Raw genomic sequence first — 22,641 nt, 5'->3', positions numbered from 1 at the left:
CTATTTAATCAACGGCTGTTTAACACTTCAGCAATATGCATTACTTTGACCGGACGTCCTTTTCTCTCAATCCGTCCGCCAATATTCATAAGGCAGCCCGCATCTGCACCTATTAAATAATGTGCACCCGTTTCCTCAATGTGTGCTACCTTTTCGTCAACCATTTGCTCGGATATTTGACCCATTTTAACTGAGAATGTTCCACCGAATCCACAGCAATTATGAGCGTTTGGAAGCGGAGTAAATTCTAATCCTTTTACATTTTTCAGAAGAATCATTGGTGCATCCTTCACACCTAGCAAACGAGTCATATGGCAAGATGTGTGATAAGTTGCTTTCCCTTCAAGACGTGCCCCCACATCTTCGATCTTTAATACCTCTACGATAAATTGAGTCAGTTCGTACGTTTTGTCAGCAAGCTTCTTTGCCCGCTCTTCCCATTCGCCTTCCCCTTTAAAGATATGAGGATATTCCTTAAACATCGTTGCGCATGAACCAGATGGAGAGACTACATACTCTGCATTTTCGAAAGTTTCGATCATTTTTTTCATCGCTTCTTTCGATTCATTTACGTATCCACTATTGTATGCAGGCTGTCCACAGCAAACTTGTGATTCCGGAAATTCTATTTCACATCCCAAACGTTCCAATAGCTCAACTGTTGCCTTTCCTACCCCTGTCTGAAACATATCAACTAAGCAAGTTGCAAAGAGGGTAACCTTCATGTCAAAAAATCCTCCCTAAAGTAACATTAGATAAAATCATGACAGGTCATCAGATGACCTAACTTCGATTTTACCAACTCTATTAAATTAAAAATATTCCATTAATAGGTTAATAAAACGGTTTCAATATTACAACATTTTTTTGAATAAAATCATATTTATCTATTTGGCGTCTATTTCGAATCATTGTAATAGTCAGCAAGATTTTTTTCCATTACCTCTAAATGCGCATACATCAATTCCTGAGCCTTCTCTTCATCCTGGTCAATAATCGCTTGTAAAATCTGTTCATGATGGATATACAATCTCTCAACAGTCGTTTCTTTTGAATAAAGCCAAATTCTTCTCAGCTCTCTCATACTTTCTGCCATTATGTCAGAGACGTTATTCATTAATCTAATGAGCAAAGGATTTTTAGAGGCTTTGGCAATACCCAAATGAAAAAGTATATCTGCCTTCTCTCCTGCTTTTTCATCACCAAAAGATTTTCTCATTTTCTCGAGCGTAGCGGTCAATTCCATAATATCTTCATCCGTTCGATTTCTGGCAGCGGATCGGACTGAACCAACTTCTAGGATTTTTCTAACTTCAAGTAGATGAATAATATCGGTTTGATTCATCAGTATTGCCGATGAAAGAGATAAAGTATTACTTTCAGGATCAAACTGCTTTATGAAGGTTCCTTCTCCTTGGCGCATTTCTACTAATCCCATGGCTCTTAAAGCACTTAGCGCTTCTCGAATCGCTGATCTGCCTACTTGAAAATTTTCAGCTAACTGTTGAACAGAATCTAATTTATCGCCCGGTTTTAATTCTCCTCTTTTAATCATCCCATGAAGAATTTCTGCAACTTCCTCATATATTTTTCTAGGCTTGATTCGTTTATATTCAATCCCCATTAAAATACACCCCTATGTTTTTCTCTAACAGCCCCCTAATTATGTAAACGATTACATCCCCATTCCCTATTATGAAATAAATAGATTCTACAAAACAACCCTATTTGTAAAAAAAAATTCACTTTTTACAAAACTATTTTGCCATAACTAGATTATAATAATTAATTTATTTTACTTTCTGCATGAGGTATCGAAGATTAAAAAATTCAAAGTTTACAAAAATTTGTTTTTTTATAAAAAATATTCTTGCATTTTTCTAAACTGCCAACCTATAATGAAAAACGAAATACAGAGGTCGAGTCATCATATGACCCAATCTTTTCTTTTTGCACGGAAATGTAAGGGCTTACTTGATTGCTGACTTCTGTATAACAAGAGGGTATGGATATTTCATAGTAAAAGGGGATGTATTGAATGACTTGGACACAAAATTTCACACCAGTCATGGATAACCTTTATGTATCCGCTTTAGTAGCACTAATCCCAATTCTTTATTTCTTTTGGGCATTAGCAGTCAAGCGAATGAAAGGTTATGTTGCGGGCTTAACAACTTTGCTAGTGGCACTGCTTGTTGCCATCTTTGCCTACGGTATGCCAGCAGGCAAAGCAATCATGTCAGCTTCACAAGGTGCTGTTTATGGAATCTTGCCGATCGGATGGATTATCATTACATCTGTTTTCTTGTACAAACTGACCGTTAAGACTGGCCAATTTGATATTATTCGTAATTCCGTTCTTTCTATTACAGAAGACCGTCGATTACAGGCATTGTTGGTTGCGTTTTCTTTTGGTGCATTTTTGGAAGGAGCAGCAGGCTTCGGTGCTCCGGTAGCAATTTCCGCTGCCCTTTTAGTAGGTTTAGGATTTAATCCTTTATACGCGGCTGGGCTTTGCTTAATTGCAAACACTGCACCAGTTGCTTTCGGTGCAATCGGTATTCCGATCATTGCCGTAGAAGGTCCTACCGGGATTCCAGCGATGGAAATTTCTAAGATGGTTGGTCGCCAATTACCGTTTTTATCCGTATTTATTCCGTTTTATTTGATCATCATTATGGCTGGATGGAAAAGAACGATGGAAGTTATGCCAGCGATTTTAGTATCTGGTGTATCTTTCGCACTTACACAATATCTAAGCTCTAACTTCTTAGGACCTGAGCTTCCAGACATTTTATCAGCTCTTGTTTCTTTATTTGCATTAGCGATTTTCTTAAAATTCTGGAAACCAAAAAACATTTACCGCTTTGCATCTGAAAGTGAGGCTGCAGCTACTGCTGAGTCTGCTCCAAAAACTTACACTGGCGGGCAAATTTTCAAAGCTTGGTCACCATTCCTTGTACTTACAGCGACTATCTCACTTTGGGGAATTCCACAAATCAAGCTTGCTCTGCAAGGACATTATGAAGGTACTAACGCGATCTTAAAGGCAGTCAATTCTATCGGACATTCTTTGACTTTTGTACCAGAAGTTCCTGGATTGAACAATTTAATTTTAAATGGACAAGGTCAACCAATTCCAGCAGTCTATAAGCTTGAATTATTAGCAGCCGCAGGAACAGCGATTTTAATTGCTGCGTTGATCACGAAGTTTATCGTCAATATTTCTTTTAAAGATTGGTTCATTACTTTCGGTGAAACAATCAATGAGTTAAAGTTCCCTATTATTACGATCGCTTCAGTTGTAGCATTTGCGTATGTAACAAATGCGTCAGGAATGAGTACAACGCTAGGAATGACACTTGCTAAAACGGGTGCACTATTCCCATTCTTCTCACCATTCCTAGGATGGCTTGGAGTATTCATTACAGGATCTGATACATCTGCTAACCTATTGTTCGGTAACCTGCAAAAAATTACAGCAACATCTGTGGGCATGGATCCGATCCTTGCTGTTGCAGCGAACTCATCAGGTGGAGTTACTGGTAAAATGATTTCTCCTCAATCTATTGCAGTAGCTTGTGCAGCAGTTGGATTGGCTGGTAAAGAATCAGACTTATTCCGCTTCACTGTAAAACACAGCTTATTCTTAGTCACAATCATCGGTATCATGACATTCCTACAAAGCAACGTTTTATCTTGGATGATCCCATAAAAAGTTTAAAAAACTCCGGGCATATTTGCCTGGAGTTTTTACTTTTATCAATCTTTCCAAATGGCTAAACTATGGTAAAATAATATGTTAGGAATTTTGGGCTGTTATGGCCTGCTAGAGAGGAGAAATAATCGAACGGCATGAAAATTATTGCTGCTACCCTAAATGCAAAATACATTCATACCAGTCTTTCAATCCGTTATCTGAAAGCTTATGCAGCTCCTGAATTTGACGTGGAGCTGGCAGAATATACAATAAAAGACCCTGTCATGAACATTGTCAGTGATCTATATGCGAAAAAGCCGGACGTTATCGGTTTCAGCTGTTATATTTGGAACATAGAAGAAACCATTAAGGTCGTAAAAATGCTGAAAAAAATCAAACCTGAGTTGATGATCGTTTTGGGAGGTCCTGAGGTCACTTACGATTTCGACCACTGGATGGAACGCTTGCCAGAAGTCGACTATATCGTCATTGGGGAAGGTGAAGCAACGTTTAAACATCTACTCACTGTTATTAAAGGGAATGACGAGATTCAAAACGTGAATGGAATTGCCTATCGTAAAGATGGAAAAATGGTTTTCCAACCACAACGAGATAAACTCGATTTAAAAACGATCCCAACACCCTATCAATTTGAAGAAGACCTTCCTCATCTTTCCAAACGAGTCATTTATATTGAGACAAGCCGCGGCTGTCCATTCAGCTGTCAGTTTTGTCTTTCTTCTATTGAAGTGGGTGTCAGATATTTTGACCGTGAAAAAATTAAGGAAGATATTCGCTTTTTGATGAAAAACGGTGCGAAAACGATAAAATTTGTCGACCGGACTTTCAATATCAGCAGAAGCTATGCCATGGACATGTTCCAATTTTTAATCGATGAGCACGTCCCTGGAACAGTTTTTCAATTCGAGATTACGGCCGATATCATGCGTCCGGAGGTCATTGAGTTTTTAAATAAAGAGGCTCCACCTGGGTTGTTCCGTTTTGAAATTGGGGTCCAATCCACAAACGACTATACAAATGAACTGGTCATGAGAAAGCAAAACTTCGAGAAGCTTACTAGAACTGTAACTCTCGTTAAAGAAGGAGGAAAAATTGCCCAGCATCTCGATTTAATAGCTGGTCTTCCTAAAGAAGATTATTCATCCTTCAAAAAGACATTTAACGACGTTTTTGCCCTCCGTCCTGAAGAGCTTCAGCTTGGATTTTTGAAAATGCTTCGAGGTACGGGATTACGTCTCAGAGCAAAGGAGCATGACTATATTTATGCTGACCATGCACCATACGAAATTTTAGGGAATGATGTATTATCCTTTGATGATATTATTCGAATTAAGCAAGTGGAAGATGTGTTGGAAAAATATTGGAATGATCATCGAATGGATCACACCATTGAATTTTTAACAACAAAAGGCTTCCCAACACCATTTGATTTCTTTCAGGATTTCGGTTCCTTCTGGGAGAAGAAAGGCTGGTCTAGAATTGGACACCAGCTGGAGGATTTATTCAGGAGATTGTATCAATTCTTACAGGAAAGTGATTTTGACAAATTTGACATTGTTTTTGATTTAATGAAGTATGACTATTTTTCCAACCAGAAATATAAACCTCGTAAACCTTGGTGGGAGCACAGCTATGAGAAAGCAGAACGTTCAGCGATTTATCGTGCTATTCTAGAAAAACCTTTCCTTTTTGGAAAAGAATTCTCTGATTTAAAGCTAAATGAAAAAGATTTATATAAGCATACGATGCTAGAAGAAACCTCTCTTGATCTATCTCAATATATAAATAAAGGCGATTTTGTCTTGGAACCGTCTGTTATGTTAGCCTATTTTGATCCAACTGGTGCAGGGACAAAAATTTTCTCAGCTAAGAAAAAAGATTTGATATAAAAGTTTGAAGACTGCCGATTGGAATTGGCAGTCTTTTTTTTCATTCATCCTATTCTTTAAATTCTAGGAATTATTTTTTATGATCTGTCTTTGAATGATTCGCGTTTTGAACAACTTCATACATTTTTACTGCATTATAGTCCCCGATTAGTTCAGTTCCAAACTCTTCACGAATAGTAGATAATACATCACGGTCTTGAATACGTTTTCGGATGAATTTCTCTTTCATTATGACCTTCCCTTTCTTCCCTGCTTGGAATTACGGTTTGCGCCCTTCATCGGCTCTTCACCTGCCGCAAATTCAGAAGAAAATTCAGCTTCAGCCTGATTTTTCTTTGGCGTTTTAGAAGCCTTTTCTGCCCCGTCAAAACTTACCTTTCTTTTCATTGCACACCCTCCTTTTATTTATGACTTACTATTAGATTGAGTTAAGAATCGGGGATATTATTCACACAAATTTTAAATGGTATGTAAACGTCAACAAATGAACATAACTAATGTAATTTTCATGACTAACTGTAGACAAACTATTGTTCTCCGTAAAGAAGGATAGATTTTTTCTTTTAGGCCATTCTAAACGTAACAAGTTAAATAATCATAAAAATGAGCCGAATTCATTCAAACACGGTCGTTTTATTTACTAACGTGTGTGGAGGTACCCTATGAAAAAAAGAAAAAAAGTCCAAAAAGAATCCCCTTTTATTCATGAAACGATGCCTCATCAAATGAATGCACCAAGTTTTGAGGGGACAGGCATTAAAATGCAGCCACCTTTTGAAAATTCTTATGGTGTGATTATTGGAGATAGCAAGTACAGATCGGAAAATTCGCCGCTTGAGAATTGGTCAGTGGAAACCGATCCTGAAATAATGGCTGGCGACGAATGGATCCATCCAACAAATGATATCGGCTGGAATACCCAAGAAAACAGAGAGCTGTTAGAAAACCAAAGAGCCCCTTTTGGTTATCCAAGCATGCATCCAACAAAGGATGTAAGCAGAGATGTGGATTAACTGATGTCATACTATGATTAATCCAAGTCTAAATAAAAAATCGCCCGCAAAGGGGCGTTTTTTTTTATCCAATAATAATTCTTTCTTTCGGATAATTATAATTTACTCGTTTTTCTTTACCACCAATCATAAATAGAAACGATATGATCCCTACTCTACCAATAAACATCAATACAATGATAACCCATTTGCCAAAGCTTGATAACTCTGAAGTAATCCCCATTGACAATCCAGTCGTTCCAAAAGCTGAACAAACCTCAAAGATGATTTCTAATAATGTAAAGTTCTCCGTCAAGCTTAAAATCATCACAGCACTAAAACAAATAAAGATTCCCATCATGGATACAGCTAATGATTTATGGATATCTTCATCATGAATCTCCCTTTTAAAAATCTTGATCGAATTCGTTCCTTTTGCAAAATGATATAAGAACAACAGATTGAGGGCAAAGGTAGTTGTTCTTATTCCTCCACCCACAGAACTTGGGGACGCTCCTATAAACATGAGCGCGCTTAACAGCAGAAGGGTCGGAGAAGTAAATTCATCGACATTCATGGTTGCCAAACCGCCGCTTCGCGTAGAAACAGATTGAAACAGTGCGTAAAAGAAACTTTGATGCCATTCTTTATCTGAAAAAAAATGTTGTCTTTCTAAGATCAAGATGGCTATAGTACCCCCAACGATTAGAAATAAGAAAGTAAGGGTCGTTAGCTTCGTAAACAAGGAAAAACGAAAATGGTTCATTTTTGCCTTATCAAAAATAAACCTTTTAACTTCAATGAGTACTGGGAACCCTATAGCCCCAAGTATAATTAAAATCATATGAATGAATTGGATAAAGTAATCATTTGCATACGGCTTTAAAGATGCTCCAGTAATATCAAAGCCTCCGTTGGTCGTTGCACTTACAGAGCTAAACAACCCATGAAGGAAAGCCTCTTGCCAAGTTGGAAAGTATTTTAAAAAATAAGTTCCTAAAATGATGGCTCCTGATAACTCAATAACAAAAATAATGATTAAGATTTGACGTAGTAAATCCACTAACCCTGAAAAGGTCGGCTGATTTTGATCCATCATAATAAGCCTGCGCTCTTTAAAACCAATTTTTTTCCCAAAGATCAGCCACAAAAAAGTTCCTAGCGTCATGATGCCTATGCCGCCAAGTTGAAGGACAAACATCAAAATAAAAATTCCAGGGATACTGAAAGTTTGTGAAACATCTATAACGGTTAAGCCCGTCACACTTACAGCACTTACTGCAATAAAAAGCGCATCCAACCAGGGTAATTCAACACCTGGCTTTAAAGCTACTGGCATTTTTAATAAAATTGTAGACAGTGTGACAGCCAGGAAATAATAAATCACGATAATCCTTGCAGGGGTTAACGTATTCATGATTTCCTTCCATTGATTCATCATAACAAAAATTCCTTTCCATTCTCTAACAGTAAATCTACCTTATTTTAAAGAATAGAGATCAGTTTGTCCATGTCTGTCCCGGGCTTTATAATAAATATTGATAGAAAATACATATTTAGGAGGCAGCCTATGCTTCTACCCGATTTAGCCAACAAAATTGTATCTGAAGTCAGAAAACTTTTAGATGAGGATATAATCGTTGTAGATAATAGTGGGATGATAATGGCAAGTACTGATCCCTCAAGAATTGGACATTTCCATGAAGGAGCTTATATCGTTTCTCAACAAAAAGAAAAACTTGTGATAGCCAGTGAAGACGAAAAAACAATGGAAGGAGTAAAAGCAGGTATAAACCTTCCAATATTCTTTAACCAAGATGTTGTAGGTGTGATTGGCATAACTGGAGCACCTGAAAAGGTTTCCCCATATGGTGAGCTACTAAAGAAAATGACAGAGCTATTAATTCAAGAAAGTTATTTATCGGAGCGCGTAGAATGGCAATACCGTGCCATAGAAACTTTTGTGTTTGATTGGATTCAACAAAGAGAATGGAATAAAACCTTTCTTGACCGATCTAGTTTGCTTGGGATCGATTTAACGATTGGGCGTCAGGCAGCCCTTGCCCATATTGAAGATAACAGAAATTTGGATCGTCATATTTGGCAAACGATCTTAAGCTGGAATGAAGATTTTATGGATGACTTAATCGTTCGTTGGGGAAATGATCGCATTTTATTTTTAATGGGAACAAAAAAATCAGAGAGTAAAAGACGTCTGCGAGCTCGCCTTGACTCCTTTAAAAAAATGATGAGCAGTAAATTTAATATGACCGTTTCCATCGGCATTGGTCAAAAGGTCCCTCCACACCTTTTAAAAAAATCATACGATCAGGCAGAAAGAGCTTTAAAAGTTGCAAGGAGAAATAAAGGCATTTCATTTGATGATGAATTAACACTAGAAATGCTATTCGATGACATCCGTACAGAGACAAAAAAGGAATTTATCGATAGAACCATTACGGAGCTTATGAAAGACCAAGAGCTCATTCAAACAATACGAGCCTTGTTTCAGCACAATTTATCGCTAAAAAAAACAGCGGATCGCCTCCACATTCATATCAACACACTCCACTACCGCTTAAAAAAAATCGAAGAAATAAGTGGTTTAAACCCTAGGGGCATTAACGATTTAGTAACCTTATACTTAGCGCTTATTTTTTTAGATGAACATACAAATAAATAGGAGAAATACTAGTTTTTTTTGGATAAAGCTATATAGATAGTTTTATCTATTTTTTTTATAATTTATGAAAAGGATTTTTGAAAGCGTTTTAAATAAATCCTATATGATTTGAATGGGGGATCAAAATGTTAGCTACAGAAGTAAAACAAAAGCTAATATCTATAGTTGGAGAAGAAAATTTCAGCGATTCTCAAGTGGAACGCTTAGCTTACTCTTACGATGCAACACCGAATTTCCAGTCAATGCCTGACGCTGTCGTAAGCCCAAGAAACACAAAAGAAGTTTCGGAAATTCTAAAGGTTTGTAATGAAAATAAGGTTCCGATTGTACCAAGAGGCTCCGGAACGAATCTCTGTGCGGGCACATGCCCAACTGAAGGTGGCATCGTTTTAATTTTTAAACATATGAACAAGATACTCGAAATAGATGAAGAAAACTTAACTGTAACCGTACAGCCAGGTGTTGTCACACTAGACATGATCTCAGCTGTCGAAGCAAAAGGCCTATTTTATCCTCCGGATCCAAGTTCCATGAAAATCTCAACCATTGGAGGAAACCTAAATGAAAATTCCGGTGGTCTTCGCGGATTGAAATATGGAGTTACAAGAGATTATGTGATGGCTTTAGAAGTTGTTCTGCCTAATGGGGATATCATCAGTACAGGTGGAAAGCTTGCAAAGGATGTTGCCGGCTATGATTTAACACGTTTATTCGTAGGATCTGAAGGCACGTTAGGCGTGATTACGGAAGCTACATTAAAGCTTATTCCAATGCCGGAAACGAAAAAAACCATGCTTGCCCTTTATCAGGATTTAGATGCAGCTGCACGTTCTGTATCTAAAATCATTGCGAACAAAATTATCCCGACTACTCTTGAATTTCTAGATCAGCCTACGCTCGAAGTGGTTGAAGCACATGCGCAAATCGGCCTTCCAACTGATGTAAAAGCTGTACTTTTGATCGAGCAAGACGGAACTCCAGATGCTGTGGATAGAGATATAGCTTTAATGGCTGAAATCTGTAAAGAACAGAATGCTGTGTCTGTACAAGTTGCTCAGTCAGAAGCGGAAGCAGATGCACTTCGTACTGCACGCCGCTCAGCACTTTCAGCATTAGCCCGCTTAAAACCAACCACGATTTTGGAGGATGCTACAGTTCCTCGATCTGAGATTGCTAAGATGGTTTCTGCGATTAATGAAATAGCCGAAAAATATCAGGTAAAAATATGTACATTTGGTCATGCCGGTGACGGGAATCTACACCCGACTTGCCCAACGGACTCCCGCGATCATGACGAAATGGAACGTGTTGAAGCGGCTTTTGCGGAAATTTTTGAAAAAGCGATTGAACTTGGAGGAACAATTACGGGCGAGCACGGGGTTGGAATCATGAAAGCCCCATACTTAGAATGGAAGCTTGGTAAAGAAGGCATCGCTGCCATGAAAGCAATCAAGCAAGCATTTGATCCAAACAACATCATGAATCCTGGAAAAGTCTTTGCAAAAGATACAAGAAAACGCGTGGTGATGACAAAATGACAGCAACAGTGCAAGAACGAAAAGTCATTCAGCAGCAGTTTCAGGAGCGCATGAATGAAGACGAGCTTCTGAATTGTATGCGCTGCGGGTTTTGTTTACCTTCCTGCCCAACGTATATTGAATCTGGATTAAAAGAATCCCACTCTCCTCGTGGTCGGATTGCCCTAATGAAAGCTGTAGTAGATGGATTAATTGAGCCGGATGAAGATGTAGAGCGTTCTCTTAGTCTTTGTCTCGGCTGCCGCGCCTGTGAGCCTGTATGTCCTTCCGGAGTAAAATACGGACATTTACTGGAAGAAGCACGGGATATTATAAATCAAAATAAAAAGTTTTCTGCTCCAGTAAAAGCAATTCGTAAAATAGTATTTGATGGACTTTTCCCTCATCAGGACAGGATGAGAACAGTGACAGGTTTACTTGGATTTTATCAGCGCTCTGGACTTCAGAAGGTCGTTCGCAAGGTCGGTTTTATGAAGCTGTTCCCTGAAAGTTTGGCAACGATGGAAAAAGTCCTCCCGAAAGTTCCGACAATGAAGGAAATGAAAAATCGTCCAGAATATCTTGCCCCGGAAGCACCAAAAACAAAACGGGTGGCGTTTTTTAGCGGCTGTCTCATGGATACCATGTTCCTTGAGACGAATAATGCTACAACAAAATTGCTTCAAATTGCTGGCTGTGAGATTGTCATTCCAAAATCACAGGCATGCTGTGGCGCATTACACGGACATAGTGGTGAAAAAGAAAGTGCGAAAGAATTGGCAAAGCGAAACATTCAAGCCTTTGAAGATTTAGAAGTGGATTATATCATAACAAATGCAGGCGGCTGCGGAGCTTTCTTGATTGAGTATGATCATCTTTTAAAAGATGATCCCCAGTGGCGTGACCGTGCAAAGACATTTGTGGGCAAGCTAAAAGATATTTCACAAATCTTGGTTGAATTAGAATTCCATAAGAAGCAAGCACTTAAGCTGCCTTATCAAATCGTTACGTATCAAGACTCCTGTCACTTGCGCAATGTCATGAAAACATCTTCTGCTCCGCGGATTTTATTGCAATCTATTGAAGGTGTAGATTTTAGGGAAATGAAGGATGCTGACAGATGCTGTGGATCTGCAGGGATTTACAATATCGTTGAATCGGAAATGTCCATGCAAATATTGGATTATAAAATGAAACAAACAAAAGCAACTCATGCTGACACAGTCGTAACGGCAAATCCCGGCTGCTTATTACAAATGAAGCTAGGAATTGAAAGAGAAGGCATGAGTGACAAGGTCCGAGCTGTTCATATTGTTGATTTACTGTTGGAAGCTGTTCAAAAATAAATGCGAAAGGGGTTTTAGCGTAAAGCTTGAACCCTTTTTACGTTTGAACTGACAGCTTTTTTTTTCGATCACTCCCAATGTACCAAAAACTGAAATCACACATATTTTTTCTTTCAAAAACAGGTGTTATTACCATAAACTTAGTATCTCTTATCCATTATAATTTTATCTAACACCCACATACTAAACTTACAGGGAAATAATCTTAATAATATGTACAGAGAATTCACCTGTAAACTTTATAAAGGAGAGATACTACAATGGCTAGAAGCAGTAATAAATTGCTTGTTCCTGGGATTGAACAAGCTTTAGAACAATATAAATATGAAATCGCTCAGGAATTTGGTGTTTCTCTAGGTTCTGACACAGCTTCGCGTTCAAATGGATCAGTTGGCGGAGAAATTACAAAACGTCTTGTTCAGCAAGCACAATCTCAACTTAAAGGACAACAATAATTGAATAAAATGGAAATGGGGCAGAATTATTATTTCTGCCCCTTATTGTTTTTCTTCATAAAACCCAATCCTTTGGTAAAAACTGAATGAGCTCTATTATTTAATCATCTTCTTTTACTTCTTGCTTACCTTTTTTAATCTGCTGATTCTTGCGTTTTTCCCATTTTAAGCTTGGGCCCTTGAGATCGAGATGTCCTTTCCCAAAAGACTGATATTCTAGAGCATCATTCTTTTTACTAGAGCCATAAACATCGTATTTTCTTTCATTTTGCTTTCTATGATCTAAGTTATGATAATTTTTTTGTTGTTTATGTTTTTCTCGTTGTTCTCGTTGATTTTGTTTTTTCTTTTGTCCATACTGTTGTCTTTTTTCTTCTTTTTTCTCTTTTCCTTCAAAAGAAGAAAACGGACGATTCTTTTCTCTATATTCAGAATATTTATCTAATCGAGGTGTGTAATAGGGTCTCTTATTATTTCCTTTTTGTTCTTCTTTCGATTGTACCCTAACTCTAGGTTGAACCTGCTTTTCTTTTGGATCGGAATCATCTTCGGATTTCGCACTATTCCCCTTTTGGAACGATTTTTCTCTTTCAACGATACCAGTTGTTAAATCTTCAATGGTTCGATTTTTTATCGGGTTTTCATTTTGGATTGAGTCTACCTCAGTGCGATCATTTTTAGGAGAAGGTTGTATGGTCTTTTCTTTTTTATCAACCGGTATAACTTGCCTATTACTTTCTTGCTGTGTAGGATTTTGCTTAACCTTCTTCTCCGTTAGTATTTGCTTTTTATATTTTCCGACTGATATACCGTGCTCTTTTGCTTCTTTTCTTTCTTCTTCAGTCGTTTCTAGCACCATTAGTGTCTTATTAGCTTCTAAACGTGTATTGTTTTTTACTTGCTGTTCGAGTTGATCCGTTGTTTTTTTCTTGTGTTCTTTCTTCAGTACAGTGGTTGAAACGATTATTTCCTTAGTCTTTTTCATATACCCTTGCTGTTTAATTTCGGTCATAATGTTCCGATACACTGTATCAAAACTTTTATTTTTCCAATGGGAAATTCCTTTAATGACTTCCTTTCCCTCTTTATTCAACCCGTGCAACTCAACTACTTTCAAGTCATCATCCATACCTAACTCGATGCTTGGGTTCACATCGATTGTCATGTATGCATAAACATCATTCTGAAATAATCCAGGTAAAAACGTAAACATTAATAGCATAATAGCAGCAATACATGCAACTGCGGCCTTCTTGGTTGTCATAGTAAAAAAGGAATTATTATACGCCGGTGCTAAAGGTATTTCTTCACCAATTGAATAGTTTTTCTTTTCTCTTTTTGTTTTTAGAAATTCACCTTCAGGGGTTAGTAGCGTGACAAATTCATTGTCAATTTCTAAAATAATGCCTTTTTTCATTCATCTAACACCCCTTTTATATAATCCTTCAAATATGTATAAGGGCCACTTATGATAATAGCAATAGCTATAATATATTTTCTGTTTCTCTCTATTGTTTTTCTGCTTACGGAAACTTTTTCCTCTAGTGTTTTGATCGGAAGTCTCTTTTTTTCATATAATATTTTCATTAAATCTGGATCTTGAGCTAGTGTGTTAGCTATCAAAATGGCGCTTTTTCGAGCATCTGAATGCTTCGGTGATAGCTCGACTAAGTCCGAAAATTTAACGTCGAATTCTTTAAGCTCCTCTTGATATAAAAGAATTTCTTCTCTTCTTTTTTGAGCGTCTATCTCTTTATGGTATTCCTGCAAGGATTTTTCAGACTCCAGAAAGGACTGTGTTTGATCTTCATCGTCATCATTCTGTAAATCCATTAGGATTACCTGCTTTCGAGACTGGCTTCTTAAATAATCGATTACCCTTCTTCTAATGAGTGTTTCCGCAAAGGCTAACAAGGAACTTCCCTTTTCCGTACTATATTTATCGATCGCTTCATTAAATGCAATAAGGCCAATACTAAACTCATCATCCGAATCATTGATATATCTTTTACATACAGATGACACAGTTTTTGCTATAAACGGTTTAAAAGATACGATGAGCTCTTCTCTTAACTGGACATCACCAGATTGAATTTTTGTGATGGAATCCTCAAGCGACCTCTTCTTTTTAAAAATCCCAAAAAGCAAACTTAGCATTAGCCTCACCTACCAAACATGTTGCAATACTATCATTTTAAAGGTAGGCTCTTGAAAAGACAGTAGCAAAAGTACTATCTTTCCAAGAGGCTAACGTCTGAAAGGACTTATTTGTCCTCTTTTTTTTCTAATTCCACCTTTTTATCCATTACTTTTTCCTTAGCGCGTTCAGCTTTCTCAGGCTTATGAGGTGCTTTCATTTCTGGCTTTTTCGGAGCATGTGGCATGTGAACTTTTTCTACTCTCTTTAATTCTCGTTGTTCTTTTTTTGCAAATTTCTCCTGGTGTTTTGCCTTGTGTTGCTCTATTTTCGAAATTTTGTCTTGGTGTTTTGCCTTGTGTTGATTTTCTCGTTGTTCTTTTTTGGCTAATTTTTCTTCATGTTTTGTTTTATGTTTATTTTCTCTCTCTTCTTTTTTCGTTTCTTTTTCTACTTCTTTATGTTCGTGCTTAGGTGAAATTGGTTTCGTCACTTGAACTGGTACATTTTGTTGGTCAGTCTTTTGCGTTTCCTCTGTTTGAGCACTATTTTCTGTAACCGCGTTTTCATTTTGATTAGTTGTCTCTGTTACTTTTCCTTCAGTAGATTCAATCGCTTGATCTGTTTTTGTTTTTTCTGTACTAATCTTTTCGGCTTTCTTAGCCACTTTCTTTTCTAATTTCTCTAGCTGCTTGGCAATTTTTTCGTAGGTTTTCTCAATGTTTCTTTCAAGTGCTGCTTTTGCAACTGGATTCTTTACTTTTTCCAATGCAGCAGTTAGAGCAATAATATTGTATCTCATCGATTTTTCTATTTCGTCTAATGTAGTTTTGTCTGTTTCCAATTCATCAGTTGTTCCATTCGTTGCTCCTTCAGCAGCTCCGTCCAGTTTTACTTCTTCAGTTGTTGCGTTCGTTGTTCCTTCAGCAGCTCCATCCGGTTTCACTTCTTCAGTTGTTGAATTCGTTGTTCCTTCAGCAGCTCCATCCGGTTTCACTTCTTCAGTGGCTCCCACTTTCGAATCCTCTGACGTTTTTCCTGCTGAATTTTCATCGTCTACTAAATCCCCAACAACTTCCATATCCTTCATTGCTTTCTTAATTGCTTCTATAGCAAGATCCTCTTTTCCTTCTGCAAGAAGAGCCTCAGCTTCAGCCATTCGTTCTGTTGCAAATTTAGAAAGAAGTTCTGCCTCCTTCACATCGTCAAATGTTAAGGACAATTTGATTTTCTCAAGCACCATTTTAGTAAAATAGAAGAAATCTCCTGGCAACAAGGAAGGTTTCAAGGCTTCAACTGCTTCTACATTTTCTTCTTTGTCTTCTTTTGAGATGTCCGTGCTTTTTTCAGATGTTACTTGATTTGTTTGATCATATGTAAGATTCTGAAGGTCTACCGTTTCAACTTTTTCCTTTGTATTTTCCTCCGCTCTTGCGATGAAAGGTGTGGAAAAAGTAAACGTTCCTGCTAGCATGACAGCTAAAGAACTTTTTGCTAATACGTTAAGATTTTTTACATTTTTTGCTACTTCTGATTTCATTGACACTCACCTCTAAAATTGTTTAGAAAGATCTTTCAACAAAGCGTACGTTTCGAGCTCCTATTTTAGAGGGGTAGATTTTTGTCGAAATCATTAACGATTCTTTTTACCTAACAAAACTTATGCAGATTTAGATTCCTTTTTCTCAGTATGCATCATCTTTGAAAACGACAATAGGAATGTAATTACTAATAATAAGGATAATCCTCCAAACAATAGCACCATATTTTTAAAGCCAATTGTATCAAGGAAGAAGCCTGCACTGACAAGTATGATTTGGAAAAGCACTCGATCCATCATTCCTCGGAAAGAGAAGAATCTTCCGTGGTATTCTTTTTCAATCATGGTTTGAAACATAGTAGCCGCAACTGGGAAAAAAGCACCTGCAGCTATGCCGAAAAGACCAAAAGAAAGAATCGACGGGATTTTCATATCTCCAAAGAAAAGAGAAACATGGGAAACGGCAATAGCAAAAGAACAAGCTAATAAAATTTTTACAGGATTTTTTTGAAAGGAAACCCTCTTGATTATAAAAGCCCCAATCATAAAGGAAATTCCTTCCGTTGTATACAGCCAGCCTTTGATAGTTGGATCACCCTGAAGTTCACTGATCTTTAAAACCATTAGGTTGAAGCTGCCGATAAACATCGTAGGAATAAGCATCAGGATTAATCCCATCCATACTGGTGTTGCTGATTTGATAATGGGCCATACTTCTTTGAAACCTGCATTCTTTTTCTTGCTCTTTTCCTTAGTTTTGGTCGTGTCGATTTCCTCATCAATTGTAAGCATCAAAGTACAAACAAATAGGACGATATAAGTAATCATCGTTAAAAAATAAATCATAAAAAGAGAAAGATATAAGAGCAAAATGCCTGCCAGAGCCGTTCCAATAATCCTTGCAATCGTACCAACATTCATGTGCACACCATTCAAGGTAATTAGTTCATGATCCTTTGCAATCAGAGGTATGGAAGCTTGTAAGGCAGGAAAATAAAAAGCTGCCGATAAACCTATGGCCACCATATAAACGGACATCCAAATAACGTCTTGCGTCCAGATTGCGATAAACATAGCGAAAACAGATAAGATGCGTAAAAGGCCTGAATAAATCATGACCTTCTTTTTCGGTGTTTGATCAATGATTCTTCCGGCCATGGGACCAACTAATACTCCAACGAACATTCCAACAAATAAAATAAGCGATTTATGAAAATCGGAAGGTACGAGTTTTTGCAAAAATTCTAAATTCCCAATAATTCCAAACCATAATCCCAAATTGGCAATAAATTCTCCTGTCATAAGAATCCATACATTTTTATTACGTAGCATGAAGTCACAGCCTTTACTAATATTTCGTAATACTAAATATATTACTCCACCTTGTAAAAGCTGTCTACTGCCGTCAGAATTTTATAAAAAATATTGCGAATGGGCATTTTTCAAGGAATTCTAATGATCCATTAGACCTTCTTCTTGGGACTTTTCATCTTTTGCTTTTGAAAATAAAAAGCCTGCTATTACGATGGCAATCAAGACTGCCCAAAAGACCATTTTCCATGTTTTAGATTCAGGAAATTGTTCATCCAATACTGCAATAGAAGGATGTGCAAGAGTAAACACAGCCAATTTTACCCCAACCCAACCGACAATATAAAATGCTGCTGTTTCAAGTGATGGCTTTTTATGCAACAGCTTCACAAATAGATTGGCAGCAAAACGCATGATGACAAGTCCAATGATCCCGCCAAGGAACATAACCATAAATTGTCCTCCATCAATACCACCAATCATAAACCACCCAGTCTTTGGCAACGTAATGGCCAATGCTACGGCAGCAAGCATAGAATCGACAGCAAAAGCAATATCCGCCAATTCGACTTTTAATACAGTCATCCAGAAGCCTGAACCAGCATGAACTTTTGGTTCGTACAATTCTTCTTTATGTGTATATTTTTTATACAGGTGATGAGATGAAATAAATAAAAGATAAGCAGCCCCTACTGCCTGAACTTGCCATACACCAACCAAGAAGGATATTAAAAACAAGCTTATAAAACGGAAAACAAAGGCACCTAATAAACCGTAAAATAAAGCCTTTTTCTGCTGTTCCTTCGGCAAGTGCTTGACCATAACCGCCAGGACAACAGCGTTATCTGCCGCTAAAATTCCCTCTAAACCAACAAGGACAAGAAGTACCCAGCCGTATTCTAATAGAATTGATACATCCATTGTTTTCGACCTCCATTTATATTTTAGTGTTCTTCTTTTTTCACCCCAAGCTACAGTCAAAAATTTGGAACATTTTTAGTCTATTTTGGCAAATAAAAAAGACCCTTGCGCTAAAGGCAAAGGTCTTGCTGAGCATAGTTCATATGCCAACAAAGCCGATGGGGAAAATCCCATGACATGACGACTTTGTTTTAGGGCGAACCCTAACGCTACTCCCCTTTGAATCAAGAACGTTATATTTTTCATTCCTATTATATGAATTCCATTTGTCATTCAACACTTATTTTTTAAAAGATCAGCTCTCTTGATTGGATTTTTTGATAAGCTCTCGATAATGCTTCAAAAACTTGACCCAGTTCACACCTTTATGGGAATAATACTCCTTCAATAAGGCTACAAAATCTCTGTATTTGCCTTTATAAGGGTACCACTGAATTTCTGTTTTCTTTCTCCCATCATCGACTACGATTGCTTTTTCGTGACAGAACATTCGCAAGCCTTGTTCACCATGATATCTCCCGATTCCGCTTTGCTTTGTCCCACCAAACGGAAGATGATGATTGGCGACAGATATTAGGACATCATTGATGACGACAGCACCTGAAACTAATTGAGAAGCGATGCTATAGGCTTTATCAAGATCGCTTGACCATACGCTTGCATTCAACCCATATTCGCTGTCATTTGCTAGTTCAATCGCTTCTTCGACTGTATTAAATGGGATGATTGGCAAAACAGGGCCAAATGTTTCTTCTTGAATGACTCTCATATCTCTTGTAACACCTGAAAGAACCATTAACGGAAGAAACATACTATCTTCCTTCCATTCATGAGGCGGTACTCCAGTTTCCAACTTAGCCCCTTGCTTTAAAGCATCTTCTATATGGGCTCTAACTATTTCTTTTTGTGTAGAGAATGTCATAGATCCCACATCATCGTTTAGGCCATAACCTTGCTTTAACTTCGCTACTTCTTCCTTCAAAAGAGAAAGAAGGGGTTCGTACACTTCTTTTTCCACATATAATCTTTCCACGCTCATACAAACTTGACCGCTATTTGTAAACGCACCCCAAACTGCAGCTTTGGCAGCCCGTTTCAAATTGGCGTCTTTTAGAACAATCATCGGGTCCTTACCGCCTAGCTCAAGCGTAATGGGGATCAGATGCTTTGCAGCCACTTGACCTATGATTTTTCCTGTTTGAACCGAGCCAGTGAAAAAAATATAATCCGGTTTTTGCTCAGTCAGTGCGGCACCAAGCTCCTTTCCTCCATGAGCGAATTGAATCACTCCTTCAGGAAAATTGGCTTTCTTAAAAAGCTCCTCCATCACAACCCCAACATATGGCGTAACCTCCGAGGGCTTAGCAATCACTGTATTTCCGCCAATTAATGCACTTAAAATCGGAACCATTGAAAGCTGAAACGGATAATTCCAAGGAGAAATCACGAGCACCGTACCACGGGGCATATATTCCACATATGATTTTTTACCAATGAATAATAGCGGGGTCGAAACTTTTTGTCTTCCTAATGTTTTGGTTGCTGTATTTTCTAAATGCTTTAGAAAATCAAGCGTCGGCATCAAATCAGCCACTAATGCTTCTGTTTTTACCTTCCCGGTGTCTACAGAAATTTTTTCAGCAAGCTCCTCCAGTTCTTCTAGCATTACCCTTTTTAATACTGTAAAATAGCTCAATCTTTCTTCAACCTTTAATTTCGACCAATCCCTAAATGCTTTCTTCGCTCTTTCATACATAAAAGGAATTTCATAAACAGACGTTTCAGGAATGCTTGCTATATGCTTACTGGTTTTGGGGAAATGTACGACACATTTTTCTTCCTGCATGATTATCTCACCCCTTATCGAATTTCTACATGAAATCTTTTGATTTGCTTATTTTTCAAATAAAAAGAAACCATAGATGAGATACTCTTCTTTAAGTCAGGACAATGAATTCCCGCTTTTGAGAGGTCTTGAACTGCAAGACTGCAATCAAAATCCCCTCTCCACGTAAAATAGTCCAGTGCCTCAGTCTCAACACCAAGCTTTTTTCTTAAAGGAACAATCGTAAGAAAGGTCCTACATAAGCCTAAAGGGATTCTTCCCTTTGGCTTCTTCTTGTACAATTCTCGAACAAACATCTCATAAATTTCTTCAGCAGTGTAAGGATTAGGATCTGTCAGATGATAGGTTTTCCCTTCTGCTCCCTCATATAATGCCAGAAATGCAGTCGCTTGTATAATAAAATCAACCGGTACAAGATTGATTTTGGCATACCCTTTCCCTATATAAGGATAAAAAGGAAGAAAAGCAAGCCGATCAAGAAAATTCAAGATAAAATAAGGTCCGTCAAATTTTATTGTTTCTCCTGTCTTTGAATGACCTCTTACAATCCCAGGACGGATAATCGTAATGGGAACCTCTTTTTTCAGGCTATCCACCAATACTTCCGCCTCAAATTTCGTTTCCTCATAATAATTTTTAAAGCTTACAGGTCGAATTAACTCTGTTTCAAGTAGTTTCCCTTCTCTTTTTCCGGCAACATAAGCGGTACTAAAATACGTATAACGCTTCAAATTAGGCAAGGTTTTTACCCAATCGTTCACATTTTTGGTTCCCTTAACATTAACTTCATACGCTATTTTTTGCGGTACCGCTAAATCGTAAATGGCAGCAAGATGAAAGACGTGAGTAATTTCTTGCTTTATTTTTTCCTGTTCCTTTTGGATCCCCAATTCTTCTTGCGTAATATCCCCTTCCAAAATAACAAAATGGTCCTTTGTAATATTCGATTCCTTACAAATTCTTTCCATTTCTTCGTTTGCAGAATCAAGCTGAGGTGGGAGTACAAGCATATAGGCTTTCTTAAAATTTCCCCCGCTTCTAATTAGTTCTCTTATGAGCTGGTTGCAAATAAAACCTGGAAAGCCGGTAAAAAAATAAACATGATTCATTTTTATTTTCCTTTCGGTGGAATAATTGATATTACATGACTATTCTTGAAAATCAAAAAAAATCCTCCTTTCACGGAGGATTTAGAGTGTAGACAAAGTATATTTCATGCACTTTCAGACTGATTGAAAACGCTTGTCAGTCGAGGAACGAACCCGTGCGAGGAGCGGAGTTACCATAGACGGTAAAGAGCACCGGAGGAGGGTTCGTGACGAAGAATGCGAGCGTTTGTCAACAGTCTGAATCCTCCATTCACGGAGGATTATTAAAAAAATACTAGTAATTCCACTCTTCTCTAAACTGCTTAACCCATTTTAAGACGTCTGGTATATCCCATTTTTCCAAGTAAAGCAGCATACCTTCAATGATTACTTCCTTTTCCTTGCCTTCGTTTGCAATCTGCTCTTCAATTGTCTTAATCGCAGTTGTAAGGAAATCTTTTTTATCATTTGGAAGCCTAATTTTAGTAGATATATGATGAAGTTCTTTTATCAATTGTGCTATTCGATCTTCCTTAGAACGGAGTTTAAATTCGCCCATCGTAATGAATTGATGAAAATCGTTGGTTGAAAGATAATGTTCTTTTTTACTCAAACAACCTTGAACGATATCATCCAATCTGCTGAGTAAAAATTGTGCCAACCGGTATAGATCTTGCTCTTTCACGTCAATCATCATTAAGAAAATGTATTCTTTGATTATGCCTGAAAAAATAACAGCACAGTCAAATGAATAAGGAATAACACCCTCTCCGTATAGTGAAACGATTTTTTCTTCAAAAAACTTCAGAGATTTCCCTCTCATTTCCAGCATATATGTGCCCATCTCTTTATTTTTATTAATCGTATGGTCCATCATATGCTTTTGGATAAAATCTCGGTATTTGAAAAAATTATTTAATTGTAAATAAATTTGTCTTTCAAATTTCTCTCTTTTAGTAAGAGTCGGATCATGCTCAACTTCTATAATGGCTTCTCTATATGATTCAAAACTATGTTTGAAAATGGAGAGGAACAATTCATCCTTGGATTGAAAATACGTGTAAAGTGAGCCTTTTGCAATTTGACACTCGGTAGCAATATCCTGCATAGAAGTCGAATGATATCCCTTTTCTGAAAATAACTTCAATGCAGTTTCTAGGATTAACTTTTTTTTATCATTCATTGATCTCACATC

General features: G+C 37.5%; 20 protein-coding genes. 7 read left to right on the top strand and 13 right to left on the bottom strand.

The genetic code is table 11. The features are described from left to right. Positions 1–8 precede the first annotated feature (8 nt). Together GD441_RS09690 and GD441_RS09685 are read right to left on the bottom strand one after the other, a co-directional pair. A complete protein-coding gene (locus GD441_RS09690; protein WP_153126132.1) occupies positions 9–725 on the bottom strand; it encodes a (Fe-S)-binding protein in 717 nt (238 codons plus the stop codon). A gap of 173 nt (positions 726–898) precedes the next feature. Further along, positions 899–1,618 carry a FadR/GntR family transcriptional regulator gene (locus GD441_RS09685; RefSeq protein WP_153126272.1) on the bottom strand — a complete coding sequence of 240 codons (720 nt, stop codon included), beginning with the start codon at positions 1,616–1,618 and terminating at the stop codon, positions 899–901. A gap of 420 nt (positions 1,619–2,038) precedes the next feature. Between GD441_RS09685 and GD441_RS09680 the strand changes: the two genes are divergently transcribed. Then, positions 2,039–3,715, top strand: a complete 1,677-nt coding sequence (locus GD441_RS09680) for an L-lactate permease (protein ID WP_153126130.1) — start codon at positions 2,039–2,041, stop codon at positions 3,713–3,715. Between the two features lie 140 nt (positions 3,716–3,855). Further along, positions 3,856–5,610 (top strand): B12-binding domain-containing radical SAM protein, encoded by a 1,755-nt coding sequence (locus GD441_RS09675; protein ID WP_153126128.1) that lies wholly within the window; start codon positions 3,856–3,858, stop codon positions 5,608–5,610. Between the two features lie 70 nt (positions 5,611–5,680). Here the strand turns inward: GD441_RS09675 and GD441_RS09670 are convergent, their stop codons facing one another. After that, on the bottom strand, positions 5,681–5,839 hold the full coding sequence (locus tag GD441_RS09670) for a hypothetical protein (protein ID WP_153126126.1): 159 nt from the start codon (positions 5,837–5,839) through the stop codon (positions 5,681–5,683). Further along, positions 5,839–5,997: a hypothetical protein gene (locus GD441_RS16995; RefSeq protein WP_191992140.1), complete on the bottom strand. Its 159-nt coding sequence runs from the start codon at positions 5,995–5,997 to the stop codon at positions 5,839–5,841. The genes GD441_RS09670 and GD441_RS16995 overlap by 1 nt, the downstream gene beginning before the upstream one ends. A gap of 275 nt (positions 5,998–6,272) precedes the next feature. On the opposite strand from GD441_RS16995, the gene GD441_RS09665 reads away from it, so the two are divergent. Continuing rightward, a complete protein-coding gene (locus GD441_RS09665; RefSeq protein ID WP_153126124.1) occupies positions 6,273–6,623 on the top strand; it encodes a DUF3905 domain-containing protein in 351 nt (116 codons plus the stop codon). Positions 6,624–6,687: 64 nt separating this feature from the next. Here the strand turns inward: GD441_RS09665 and GD441_RS09660 are convergent, their stop codons facing one another. Then, positions 6,688–8,043 carry a TrkH family potassium uptake protein gene (locus GD441_RS09660; protein ID WP_153126122.1) on the bottom strand — a complete coding sequence of 452 codons (1,356 nt, stop codon included), beginning with the start codon at positions 8,041–8,043 and terminating at the stop codon, positions 6,688–6,690. 129 nt (positions 8,044–8,172) lie between these two features. Between GD441_RS09660 and GD441_RS09655 the strand changes: the two genes are divergently transcribed. The 4 genes from GD441_RS09655 (at position 8,173) to GD441_RS09640 (ending at position 12,603) form a co-directional block, all read left to right on the top strand. Further along, a complete protein-coding gene (locus tag GD441_RS09655; protein ID WP_153126120.1) occupies positions 8,173–9,285 on the top strand; it encodes a CdaR family transcriptional regulator in 1,113 nt (370 codons plus the stop codon). Positions 9,286–9,410: 125 nt separating this feature from the next. Next, complete coding sequence (gene glcD, locus GD441_RS09650; protein WP_153126118.1) at positions 9,411–10,823, top strand: glycolate oxidase subunit GlcD; 1,413 nt, start codon at positions 9,411–9,413, stop codon at positions 10,821–10,823. Continuing rightward, positions 10,820–12,148: a (Fe-S)-binding protein gene (locus tag GD441_RS09645; protein WP_153126115.1), complete on the top strand. Its 1,329-nt coding sequence runs from the start codon at positions 10,820–10,822 to the stop codon at positions 12,146–12,148. The genes glcD and GD441_RS09645 overlap by 4 nt, the downstream gene beginning before the upstream one ends. Before the next feature lie 260 nt (positions 12,149–12,408). Next, positions 12,409–12,603, top strand: a complete 195-nt coding sequence (locus tag GD441_RS09640; protein ID WP_153126113.1) for an alpha/beta-type small acid-soluble spore protein — start codon at positions 12,409–12,411, stop codon at positions 12,601–12,603. Between the two features lie 100 nt (positions 12,604–12,703). Here the strand turns inward: GD441_RS09640 and GD441_RS09635 are convergent, their stop codons facing one another. From GD441_RS09635 to GD441_RS09600, 8 genes are all read right to left on the bottom strand, one after another. Then, a complete protein-coding gene (locus GD441_RS09635; protein WP_153126111.1) occupies positions 12,704–14,020 on the bottom strand; it encodes an anti-sigma factor domain-containing protein in 1,317 nt (438 codons plus the stop codon). Continuing rightward, on the bottom strand, positions 14,017–14,769 hold the full coding sequence (sigI, locus tag GD441_RS09630; RefSeq protein WP_225434191.1) for an RNA polymerase sigma factor SigI: 753 nt from the start codon (positions 14,767–14,769) through the stop codon (positions 14,017–14,019). Before sigI ends, GD441_RS09635 begins: the two co-directional genes overlap by 4 nt. A 98-nt stretch (positions 14,770–14,867) precedes the next feature. Beyond that, positions 14,868–16,280, bottom strand: a complete 1,413-nt coding sequence (locus tag GD441_RS09625; RefSeq protein ID WP_153126108.1) for a DUF5667 domain-containing protein — start codon at positions 16,278–16,280, stop codon at positions 14,868–14,870. Positions 16,281–16,400: 120 nt separating this feature from the next. Continuing rightward, positions 16,401–17,612 (bottom strand): MFS transporter, encoded by a 1,212-nt coding sequence (locus GD441_RS09620; RefSeq protein WP_153126106.1) that lies wholly within the window; start codon positions 17,610–17,612, stop codon positions 16,401–16,403. Between the two features lie 120 nt (positions 17,613–17,732). Continuing rightward, positions 17,733–18,512, bottom strand: coding sequence for a TerC family protein (locus GD441_RS09615; protein WP_153126104.1), 780 nt, complete (start codon positions 18,510–18,512; stop codon positions 17,733–17,735). Between the two features lie 295 nt (positions 18,513–18,807). Beyond that, a complete protein-coding gene (locus GD441_RS09610; protein WP_153126103.1) occupies positions 18,808–20,358 on the bottom strand; it encodes an aldehyde dehydrogenase family protein in 1,551 nt (516 codons plus the stop codon). A gap of 14 nt (positions 20,359–20,372) precedes the next feature. Beyond that, on the bottom strand, positions 20,373–21,467 hold the full coding sequence (locus GD441_RS09605) for an SDR family oxidoreductase (RefSeq protein ID WP_153126101.1): 1,095 nt from the start codon (positions 21,465–21,467) through the stop codon (positions 20,373–20,375). A gap of 274 nt (positions 21,468–21,741) precedes the next feature. Then, a complete protein-coding gene (locus GD441_RS09600) occupies positions 21,742–22,629 on the bottom strand; it encodes a TetR/AcrR family transcriptional regulator (RefSeq protein WP_153126100.1) in 888 nt (295 codons plus the stop codon). Positions 22,630–22,641 lie beyond the last annotated feature (12 nt).

It is taken from the genome of Peribacillus tepidiphilus (assembly GCF_009466385.1).
GTDB classification, from domain to species: domain Bacteria; phylum Bacillota; class Bacilli; order Bacillales; family DSM-1321; genus Bacillus_BN; species Bacillus_BN tepidiphilus.
Note: the sequence above shows the minus strand (reverse complement) of the source record. Positions and strands in the feature narration are given on the sequence as shown.